This window comes from Ectobacillus sp. (assembly GCF_056992975.1).
Genome location: NZ_JBXKMX010000201.1, coordinates 1 through 10,016, shown reverse-complemented (window position 1 = coordinate 10,016; position 10,016 = coordinate 1). Strand labels below are relative to the sequence as shown.

Annotated in this window: 13 protein-coding genes; all 13 read left to right on the top strand. The window is 39.0% G+C overall.

Going from position 1 to position 10,016, the window contains the following annotated elements; translation table 11 throughout:
- Positions 1-902 (top strand): flagellar M-ring protein FliF C-terminal domain-containing protein (locus AC11ZT_RS09205; RefSeq protein ID WP_484059313.1); only part of this gene is annotated, 902 nt, incomplete at its 5' end.
- A gap of 19 nt (positions 903-921) precedes the next feature.
- Complete coding sequence (fliG, locus tag AC11ZT_RS09200; protein ID WP_484059312.1) at positions 922-1,923, top strand: flagellar motor switch protein FliG; 1,002 nt, start codon at positions 922-924, stop codon at positions 1,921-1,923.
- Positions 1,913-2,665: a FliH/SctL family protein gene (locus AC11ZT_RS09195; RefSeq protein WP_484059311.1), complete on the top strand. Its 753-nt coding sequence runs from the start codon at positions 1,913-1,915 to the stop codon at positions 2,663-2,665. The genes fliG and AC11ZT_RS09195 overlap by 11 nt, the downstream gene beginning before the upstream one ends.
- A complete protein-coding gene (gene fliI / locus AC11ZT_RS09190; protein ID WP_484059310.1) occupies positions 2,658-4,001 on the top strand; it encodes a flagellar protein export ATPase FliI in 1,344 nt (447 codons plus the stop codon). The genes AC11ZT_RS09195 and fliI overlap by 8 nt, the downstream gene beginning before the upstream one ends.
- Positions 3,979-4,428, top strand: a complete 450-nt coding sequence (gene fliJ / locus AC11ZT_RS09185) for a flagellar export protein FliJ (RefSeq protein ID WP_484059309.1) — start codon at positions 3,979-3,981, stop codon at positions 4,426-4,428. Before fliI ends, fliJ begins: the two co-directional genes overlap by 23 nt.
- Positions 4,429-4,472: 44 nt before the next feature.
- A complete protein-coding gene (locus tag AC11ZT_RS09180) occupies positions 4,473-4,994 on the top strand; it encodes a MotE family protein (RefSeq protein ID WP_484059308.1) in 522 nt (173 codons plus the stop codon).
- Between the two features lie 27 nt (positions 4,995-5,021).
- On the top strand, positions 5,022-5,360 hold the full coding sequence (gene fliN, locus AC11ZT_RS09175) for a flagellar motor switch protein FliN (RefSeq protein ID WP_484059307.1): 339 nt from the start codon (positions 5,022-5,024) through the stop codon (positions 5,358-5,360).
- Positions 5,361-5,373: 13 nt separating this feature from the next.
- On the top strand, positions 5,374-5,970 hold the full coding sequence (locus AC11ZT_RS09170; protein WP_484059306.1) for a flagellar biosynthetic protein FliO: 597 nt from the start codon (positions 5,374-5,376) through the stop codon (positions 5,968-5,970).
- A 113-nt stretch (positions 5,971-6,083) separates the two neighbouring features.
- Positions 6,084-6,716, top strand: a complete 633-nt coding sequence (fliP, locus tag AC11ZT_RS09165) for a flagellar type III secretion system pore protein FliP (protein WP_484059314.1) — start codon at positions 6,084-6,086, stop codon at positions 6,714-6,716.
- 14 nt (positions 6,717-6,730) lie between these two features.
- Entirely contained in the window at positions 6,731-7,000 is a 270-nt protein-coding gene (gene fliQ / locus AC11ZT_RS09160) for a flagellar biosynthesis protein FliQ (protein ID WP_484059305.1), read from the top strand.
- 4 nt (positions 7,001-7,004) lie between these two features.
- Entirely contained in the window at positions 7,005-7,778 is a 774-nt protein-coding gene (fliR, locus tag AC11ZT_RS09155) for a flagellar biosynthetic protein FliR (RefSeq protein WP_484059304.1), read from the top strand.
- Between the two features lie 3 nt (positions 7,779-7,781).
- Positions 7,782-8,864: a flagellar biosynthesis protein FlhB gene (flhB, locus tag AC11ZT_RS09150; protein ID WP_484059303.1), complete on the top strand. Its 1,083-nt coding sequence runs from the start codon at positions 7,782-7,784 to the stop codon at positions 8,862-8,864.
- A gap of 13 nt (positions 8,865-8,877) precedes the next feature.
- Positions 8,878-10,016, top strand: a 1,139-nt coding sequence (locus AC11ZT_RS09145; RefSeq protein WP_484059302.1) for an FHIPEP family type III secretion protein, incomplete at its 3' end; no start/stop codon positions are given.

The following is a 10,016-nucleotide window of genomic DNA, read 5'->3' as shown; positions in this document are numbered from 1 at the left end:
CGAATGCTTCTAGTACGGATGATGGATCTGTCAACATGGATCAATTTCAACAACAGCGTAATATTCAGCAAACGGTAGAAAAAGATATGCAACAACGCTTGCAGCAAATGCTAGGAATGTTGATGGGACAAGACAAAGTGATTATACAGCCCTTTGTTAAATTAAACTTTGATAAAGTAACGGAAAAACAAAATCTTGTAGAACCTGTGAATAAGGATACAAATGAAGGAATTGCTATTAGCGCTGAGAAAATTTCAAAAACGTATACCGGAAATTCACAACCGAATGGTACGAATGCAAATGGACAAATGGATACAACGCAATATGTAGCAGCAGGAAATACGCAAAATAATAAATCAGAAGATATCGAAAATCGCTTTAACTATGAAGTGAATCGAATTTCACGGGATATTGTACAAAGCCCATATAAAATAGATGATTTAACAATCAATATAGCGGTGGAACCACCAGATCCTAAGGACCCAGCATCTCTTACTGATCAAACGAAATCAGATATTCAAAATGTTCTTTCGAATGTTGTGAAATCAGCATTAGCAGATAAAAATTTATCTAACCAAGATATCGCAACGCGTATTGTGGTATTCCCAAAAGAATTTACAGGAAAACCTAAGACTGCTGCAACGGCTTCTGCGGCTTTACCATGGTGGGTTTATGCTGTGTCTGGCTTGGCAGTATTGTTACTCGTTACAGTGGTATTCTTAATGCTACGCTCTAGAAGTGCAAAAAGAGTAGCAATTAATGAGATCGTACCAGAATTACCGATGAAAGAGGAAGCGGTAATCGATGAGAATGCTCTTATTAAGAAGCAGGTTGAAGATATGGTTCAACAGCAGCCGAAGGAAATTGCAGGCTTACTACGTACATGGCTTATAAAGGAATAACAGGAAAGGGGGTGTTAAGATGGTGAAATATACGAATTTGCAAAAAATAGCTATCTTACTTCTTTCAGTCAGTCCAAGTGCTTCTGCTGAAATTATGAAGCATTTACATGAAGATGAAATTGAAAGTATAACGAAGGAAATTACCAATTTACGAATGGTTTCCTCGGATATAAAACTGCAGGTCATGAGGGAATTTCATGAATTGGCTATTGCTAACAATGTAGCATCTTACGGTGGCTTGCAAGCTGCCAAAGAATTATTGCAGCAATCTCTTGGCTCGGAAAAGGCATCCGTCTTTTTGCGTCGTTTGAAGACTCAATCAGGAGATAAGCCATTTCAATTTGTAGACCGCGCTGAATCTGTACAAATATTAAACTTATTGCAACATGAAAGCGCACAAACAATTGCTCTTGTTCTATCCTATCTTGATGCGGAAAAGGCATCGACCATATTGTCTGCTTTTTCACCAGAAAAACAGATTGATATAGCAAAACGGATTGCCATTATGGATACAGCTTCACCGGACATGATCCAACAAGTAGAGCAAGTTCTAAAAGAGAGATTATCTGCGACAAGCACACATAAACAAGTGTCGAAAAATGGAATTGAATCGATTGTAAACATTTTAAACGGTGTAGACAGAAGTACAGAAAAAAATATACTCGATACACTTGAAACTACGGATCCACAGTTGGCGGACGAAATTAAACAAAGAATGTTTGTATTTGATGATATTGCATATCTAGACAATCGTTCGATACAGCGTATTTTGGTCGATGTGGGGAACGAGGATTTACAACTGGCATTGCGTTCTACAACGCAAACGATGAAAAATGCGATTTACCGCAATATTTCCAAACGTCGGCAGGATCTATTGGAAGAAGAAATCGCTGCAAACGAATCTGTTCTTATGAAGGATGTAGAAGAAGCACAGAAACGGATTGTCACAATGGTTCGAAAATTAGAAGAAGATGGAATCATTATTATCTCTCGAAATGGGGGAGAAAATCTTGTCATCTAAACTTGTAAAAGCGGCTAAGGTGATAAAAAAAGAGGAACGAAAAATAGTAACGATGGCTAATCCCTCTCTTTCTCCAATTGAACCAATTGAAGAAAAGGCTACGGATCCTTTTCTTCACGAGAGAGAAATGATGCTAGCAGATATAGAAGTTGAAATAGAAAAAAGACGCAATCAAGCAGAGGCAAAGCTGCAAGAGTGGCGTAACAAAGAGGAAGAACAGTTTCATATTTATCTAAAAGACATGGAACAGGAAACCTATCAAAAGGGCTATACAACTGGCATGGAAGAAGGACAAAAGCAGTTTGAGGATAAGATCGTACAAGCTTCTTCCGTTTTACAACAGGCATACGAAGAAAAGGAAAAGCTCATAAAGGAAGCAGAGCCATTTGTTCTTTCTCTTACAATTGAAATAGCGAAGAAAATTTTGCAGCAAGAGCTTAGTCAAAACGAAGAGGCACTCATTCACATGATAAAGCAAACGTTACTTACAATTCACGATGCTTCTTCCATTTCCATTGGTGTTGCGCCAAAAGACTTCGATTTTGTACAAAAACAAAGGCAACAACTATTAGCTGTAATGGATGGACAAGTGGAAGTGAAGGTATTCCCTGATTATAGTATTTCAGATGGCGGGTGCCGTATCCTTACTCCATATGGCAGCATTGATGCAAGAATTGATGTTCAATTGGAGGAAATAAAAAAGGCTCTTCTTTCTTGTAAGCAGGTGGAACGAGATGAGTAATTGGGATATTGAACCCTATTTAGACACGCTACATAATATGAATGCCGTCAAAATGAATGGTAAAGTAACACAGGTTATAGGGTTAACCATCGAATCACAGGGACCTGACGTGAATATGGGGGATATATGTCTTATTTATCCAAATAGACAAGGTAAGCCCATTCAAGCAGAAGTGGTAGGTTTTCGAAATAATAATGTTCTTCTTATGCCACTTGGTGAAATACATAGTATAGGACCTGGATGTGAAGTTGTGTCTACGGGTAAGCCATTAATGGTGAAGGTGGGGACTGGACTGCTTGGAAAAGTGTTAGACGGGCTTGGAAAGCCAATGGACGAAAGTAATCTTCCACTAGGATTAGTGGAAGTAAACGCAAATCGTCTTCCGCCGAATCCACTCAAGCGGCCACGAATAAATGCCCCCTTAAGTGTAGGGGTTCGAACCATTGATGGTCTTCTGACGATTGGAAAAGGACAACGCGTTGGTATTTTTGCCGGAAGCGGTGTAGGTAAAAGTACGCTTCTCGGAATGATGGCACGCAATACAGAAGCTGATATTAACGTAATTGGTTTAATCGGGGAACGTGGGCGAGAAGTCCTTGATTTTATTGAACGTGATTTAGGAAAAGAAGGATTGGCCAAGTCAGTTGTTGTCGTAGCGACTTCGGATCAGCCAGCACTCATTCGAATTAAAGGTGCGATGATTGCCACTGCAATTGCTGAATTTTTCCGAGATCAAGGAATGAATGTCAATCTAATGTTGGACTCCGTCACACGATTTGCAATGGCCCAGCGCGAGATTGGCTTAGCGATAGGCGAGCCGCCGACAACGAAAGGCTATACACCATCTGTATTTGCCATGCTGCCGCGGTTATTGGAGCGGGCAGGAACGAATGAAAGCGGTACGATTACTGCTTTTTATACCGTTCTTGTTGATGGTGATGATATGAATGAGCCAATTGCAGACGCCGTTAGAGGAATTTTAGACGGTCATATTGTGCTTAGCCGGAGCATTGCACAGAAGGGAATGTATCCCGCTATCGAAGTGACGGCAAGTGTGAGCCGTGTCATGAAGGATATTGCAGCTAGTAGCCATATAGCAGCTTCCGAAAAGGTAAAGGCGTTAATCAGTACGTATCAGAAGGCAGAAGATTTAATTCAAATTGGTGCATATAAACGGGGAACAGATAGAGAAATTGATGAGGCCATTTCAAATAAGGATTGGATTGATCAATTTTTAAAACAAGGAACAATGGAGGATTCTTCCTTTGAGGCGGCAGTTTCTACATTAACGAATCGATTTGGAGTGATGAATCATGACGTTTCGGTACCGGTATGAACATATTGTTACGATGAAGGAAAAGGAAAAGGACCAAGCACTCACTGATTACGGGGTCACGGTTATGAAGCGGGATGCAATAGTAACAAGGCTACATGCTTTGCAAGAAAAACGAAACGAATGGATTATGAAATGGGAAAGGGTAGATAACGCTTATACAGCAGCATCCATTCACCAACAAAATGAATATCTTACTTTCTTAGACTTTGAAATATCTCAGGTATTGAGACAAGTACAAGTTGCAGAGAATGAACTTCGTCTGAAGCAGACTACTTTTTTAGAGAAACGTAAAGATGAGAAAACATGGAATCATTTGCGTGAACAATCACGGGAATCGTATATAAGCAACCAGAATAGACTTGAGCAAAATATGCTAGATGAAATGGCAACCGTTCGCTATTATCAGAAACAATCTTTATCCCGCTAGGATTCATAAAATGATAGGTTTCACTTCATGAAGTAGGTGTTTGGATGAAAAGTGAAAGATGGAAAGGGCCGTTTTATATTTTCGGTGAAATCCTCATTTTTACATTCCTCATATTTATGATTTTATACATGTTCATGGGGGATGAATTAAGAGATCCGATTACGAAATCAAATTCTAGTGCGCAACAGGGCGGAGATTCTTATGCTACACTTTCAAAGAAATACGAAAGTGTGCAACAAAAAGTGCAGGAGCAGGATAAGCTCATACAGGATCTTCAGACAAGCTTACGCGAAAAACAAATGCAATTGGATGCGAAGGAAAATGATGCGAGCAAGCAACAAAGTACGACGAATACAGATGCTTATTATAAAAAGACAGCAGCTACATATGGAAATATGTCCCCTAGTAATGCTGCAAGTATTTTAGAAAATCTTACCGTGCAGGACGCAGCATCTATTTTAAAATATATGAATGTTTCGCAGCAAGCAGATATTCTCGGTAGAATGGATCCGAAAAAGGCTGCTATTGTTTCTAATGCATTAAAAGAACTTGCGAAAAAAGGGTAGGAATCGATTTTGAAAAGAGGGGAAAACGTGAACGACCAAAAAAAAGAAAGCACAGTCCAGTCTGTTACTTTCTCTCCTATTATGGAAGAAACCGTTGATATGGACAAGAAACAGCTCCAACTACTTACAGACGTTTCACTTCATGTTTCCTTTGAATTAGGTAGAGCCAAGAAAACGATTCATGACATACTTGAGTTAAAAAAAGGTAGCATTATTCGCCTAGACAAGTTAGCAGGGGAGCATGTCGCTATGCTAGTGAACAAAGCCAAGATTGCAGAAGGTGAAATTGTAGTTGTAGATGATCGGTTTGCCATTCGAATAACTGATATCGTTTCAATTCAAGAGAGAGAAAGAAAAATGAAGTGAAGGGAGCAGTCTCATGACTAAATGGAACAAACTGCTGCTAAGCTTTCTCCTCGTCTTCTTAGTATGTAGTATGCCAAGCGCGAAAGCGAAAGAAGGAACCGTATACCAGCAGTATAACGATACGAGCTCACAGCAAAAAAGTACCCCGGCAGCATCCTCGCCTGCCCCGGCTCCTTCCGTTGTACCGTACATTTTTCAATTTATCGGTTCATTTATATTAATTATCGTACTCATTTATGTATTATCAAAAGTGCTATCGAAAAAAGCAACGAAAATTCGGGATAGCGGACCCTTTCATGCCATTGGCAGCTATTCACTGGGAAATAATCGTTCTGTTCAGTTACTCATGATCGGGAATACGATGTATATCGTTGGTGTCGGTGAAAATATTGGATTGATTCGTACCATTCCTCCTGGGGAAGAACAGAACGAGTTGTTAGAAGCAATTGCTTCTGCAACAGATGAGAATGAAGCCAAATGGACGTTACAATCCTTTGCTTCTGCAGAAAAATGGAATGCTATTTTAAAACAGCAGATGCGAAAGTTGGATCGAAATACACTGCCGCGAAATAAAGACAAGGAACCAAAGGATGGAGGGAAAGATAATTGAAAAGAGTATTCTTGATTGTTTTTGCCCTCTTTTTTGTAAATCAAAATGTAACCTTTGCAGCAACGAATAGTCCTACTATACCAAGTATCCCTAATATCAGTGCATTAGGGGACATGAATAATCAGTCCTTTTCACTGACGCTTGTATTGCTACTGACTGTATTGTCGGTTGCTCCTAGTATTATCTTATTAATGACATCCTTTACGAGAGTGGCAATCGTTCTTTCTTTCGTTCGGACGTCTCTTGGAACGCAGCAAATGCCGCCCAATCAGGTTATATTAGGGCTTAGTTTATTTTTAACGTTTTTTATTATGGGACCGACGTTTCAACAAATCAATGATCAGGCCTTGCAGCCCTATATAAAAGGAAATATATCACAGCAAGAAGCATATACGAAGTCAACAGCCCCGATGAAGGAGTTCATGGCGAAACAAACACGTCAAAAGGACTTGAACTTATTTTTAGAATATAGTCACTCACCGAGCTATTCGACAGTGCAAGATATTCCTCTTCGTGCTCTCGTTCCTTCGTTTGTAATGAGTGAATTAACGACAGCGTTTCAAATGGGCTTTCTATTATTCATTCCGTTTCTTGTCATTGACATGATTGTTGCGAGTATTTTAATGGCAATGGGTATGATGATGGTACCGCCATCTTTGATCTCCTTACCCTTTAAAATTCTACTGTTTATTCTCGTAGATGGTTGGCATCTTGTCGTACAATCGCTGTTCGTGAGTTACACATAAGGGGAGAAATCGATATGACACCAGAAAGTATGAATGCTCTTGCACAAAGTACAATTTATATTACGATGCTCGTGCTAGCACCTATCTTACTTATTGCATTAGTTGTAGGGGTACTTGTGAGTATCATACAGGCAGCAACGCAAATTCAAGAGCAGACATTAGCGTTTGTTCCGAAAATTGTTGCTGTTCTAGTAGGACTACTCTTGTTTGGACCATGGATGCTAACGAATCTTATTGATTTTACACGTAATCTATTTACAAATCTAACGAAGTTTATAGGGTAATGTGATGGAGTTAATACCGTATTTATCTTTATTTTTACTTGTATTCGTTAGAATTTCAGCATTTTTTGTAGCTGCACCCATTTGGAATAATCAACAAATACCGAGTCAACTTAAATGGGGATTCTCATTTTGTATTGCTATTGTGACGTTAGGATTTATTGAGCCTACCACGCCGCTCGTTTTTAACAGCACATATTTCTTGCTAGTATGTAAAGAATTAGCAGTTGGATTATCTCTTGGCTTTGCATCTTCTATTCTGTTTTATGCAGTAGAACTAGCTGGAAGTTACATCGATTTACAAAGTGGGTTTACGATGTCATCTTTGTTTGATCCAAAGAGAGGGATTCAAGAGCCGCTAACAGGAAAATTCTATTACATCTTAACGATGATGTTTTTTCTTCTTTCTGATGGTCACCATATTCTTCTAAAGGGAATTATTCAGAGCTATCAATGGATTGCAGTAGATACTTGGCTGCCAAGTTCATTTACTTCAAATATTGTACAAGTTTTGCTTGATATTATCGGTCATATGTTCTGGATTTCCTTGCTTATTGCGGCCCCATTAGTAGGGACGCTATTCATGGTCGATGTTGTATTAGGTATTATTTCGAAGTCGGTTCCACAAATGAATTTATTTGTAGTAGGTATTCCAATTAAAGTTCTTGTTTATTTCGTCATTTTGTACGTATCTATACCCGTGTTTTTTTACATGCTATCCCAGCTTGTTCAAACAATGATTTCATCGTTTGAACAAATGTTACATATATTGGGGGGATAAACAGTGGCAATATCTTTGGATTTGCAATTTTTTGCAGAAAAAACAGAGAAAGCAACCCCGAATAAAAAACAAGAAGCGAAGAAAAAGGGACAATATGCAAAGAGTACAGACCTATCAGGTGCGACGGTTGTTACCTTTTCGTTTATCGCACTTGCGGTGTTTGGAAAGAGTATGGCATCGCAGTTGTATACGTTGTTTGGGCAAGGGTTTTCTACGATGATGCAATGGGACGTAACGCAAGATTCCGTTCCAACTTTGTTTGCGGGGTTGCTAAAGTTGGGTGTATCAATTGCCGCTCCGGTTCTTTTGGCAGCATGGATTGCTGCTATAGTTGGAAATGTTGTACAAGTTGGTTTTGTTCTATCGTTTGCTGCTCTTCAAGGTGGGTTGGGTAAAATCAACCCAATTTCGGGTATAAAGCGTATGTTTTCAATGAAATCAGTATTTGAACTTTTAAAATCTCTTTTGAAATTTATTATATTAACGACAACAGGCGGCATGCTACTTTGGCAGGAAAGACAATCCATATTACAAATGTCTTTGATGACGCCGCAGAATATTATATCGTATATGTTTTCCTTGCTTGTGAAAATTACACTTATTCTTTCTGTCGTCTATTTTATCATCGCAATTGTTGATTATCTGTACCAACGGTTTGATCATAATAAACAACTCAAAATGACAAAACAAGAAGTCAAAGAAGAATATAAAAAAATGGAAGGCGATCCGGTTATTAAGCAAAAAGTAAAGGAAAAGCAACGACAAATTGCAATGTCACGGATGATGAATGATATACCGAAAGCAAGTGTTGTTGTTACGAACCCGACTCACTTCGCCGTAGCAATTATGTACGAAGCGGGAGAAATGGCAGCCCCAGTTGTGATAGCAAAGGGGGCAGATTATATTGCCTTAAAAATTAAAGAAGTTGCGAAAGAACATCATATTATCACAATGGAAAATAGGCCTTTGGCTAGAGCGCTTTATGCAAATGTTGAAATTGGCCAAGAAATTCCCGAGGATCTATTTAAAGCAGTAGCAGAAGTACTTGCTTATGTGTATCAGATGAAAGGGACATTAACCAAGTAGTGGGGGTGAAACAATGAAACTAAAAGAAGTTGGCGTATTAGTTGCTGTTATGATGATTATCATCATGATGGTTATTCCATTACCTACTTTTATTTTGGATATTTTGCTTATTATTAATATTTCGATGAGTATTATGATTTTACTAGTTGGTATGAATACGAAAGAACCATTAGATTTTTCTGTTTTTCCCTCTCTCTTATTATTAACGACACTTTTTCGTCTTTCGTTGAATGTTTCGAGTACAAGATCGATTCTTTCGAATGCGAAAGCAGGACATGTTATTGAAACGTTTGGTCAATTTGTAATCGGTGGAAATGCGGTAGTTGGATTCGTTGTATTTTTAATTCTAGTCATCATTCAATTTCTAGTCATTACAAAGGGATCAGAGCGTGTGGCAGAAGTAGCTGCTCGGTTTACGTTAGATGCTATGCCTGGTAAACAAATGAGCATAGATGCTGATTTAAATGCAGGTATGATTACGGAGCAAGATGCCCGTATCAAACGGAAGAAGGTCATGCAGGAAGCTGATTTCTACGGTGCTATGGACGGGGCAAGTAAATTCGTAAAAGGGGATGCAATTGCTAGTATTATCATACTTGTAATCAATGTTATCGGCGGTTTTATCATTGGGATGACGATGCACGGTATGGATTTTAACTCCTCGCTTACTACGTTTACTCTTCTTTCTGTTGGGGATGGTCTTGTAAGCCAAATTCCAGCTTTATTGATATCTACGGCAACGGGTATTGTTGTAACGAGGGCTTCATCAGATGGTAATCTAGGGGAAGATATAGCAGGACAGTTGTTTTCCTATCCAAATTTACTATATGTCGTAGCAGGTGTTATTGCTTTGCTTGGACTTCTTACTCCCATTGGGATTGTCGTTACATGGGGCATAGCAGGTTTGCTTGCTTATGCTGGTTATGCCATGCAAAGAAATGCTTCGAAGTTAGAAGAGAAAGAAGAGGACTTACAATCGGAACAAGAATTAGATGATGTCCGAAAGCCAGAAAGTGTTTTTTCACTTCTACAGGAAGACCCAATCGAGTTTGAGTTTGGGATAGGATTGATTCCGTTAGCTGATACACACCAAGGCGGTGACTTGTTGGATCGTATTGTAGCGATTCGCAGACAATTCGCGCTTGAACTTGG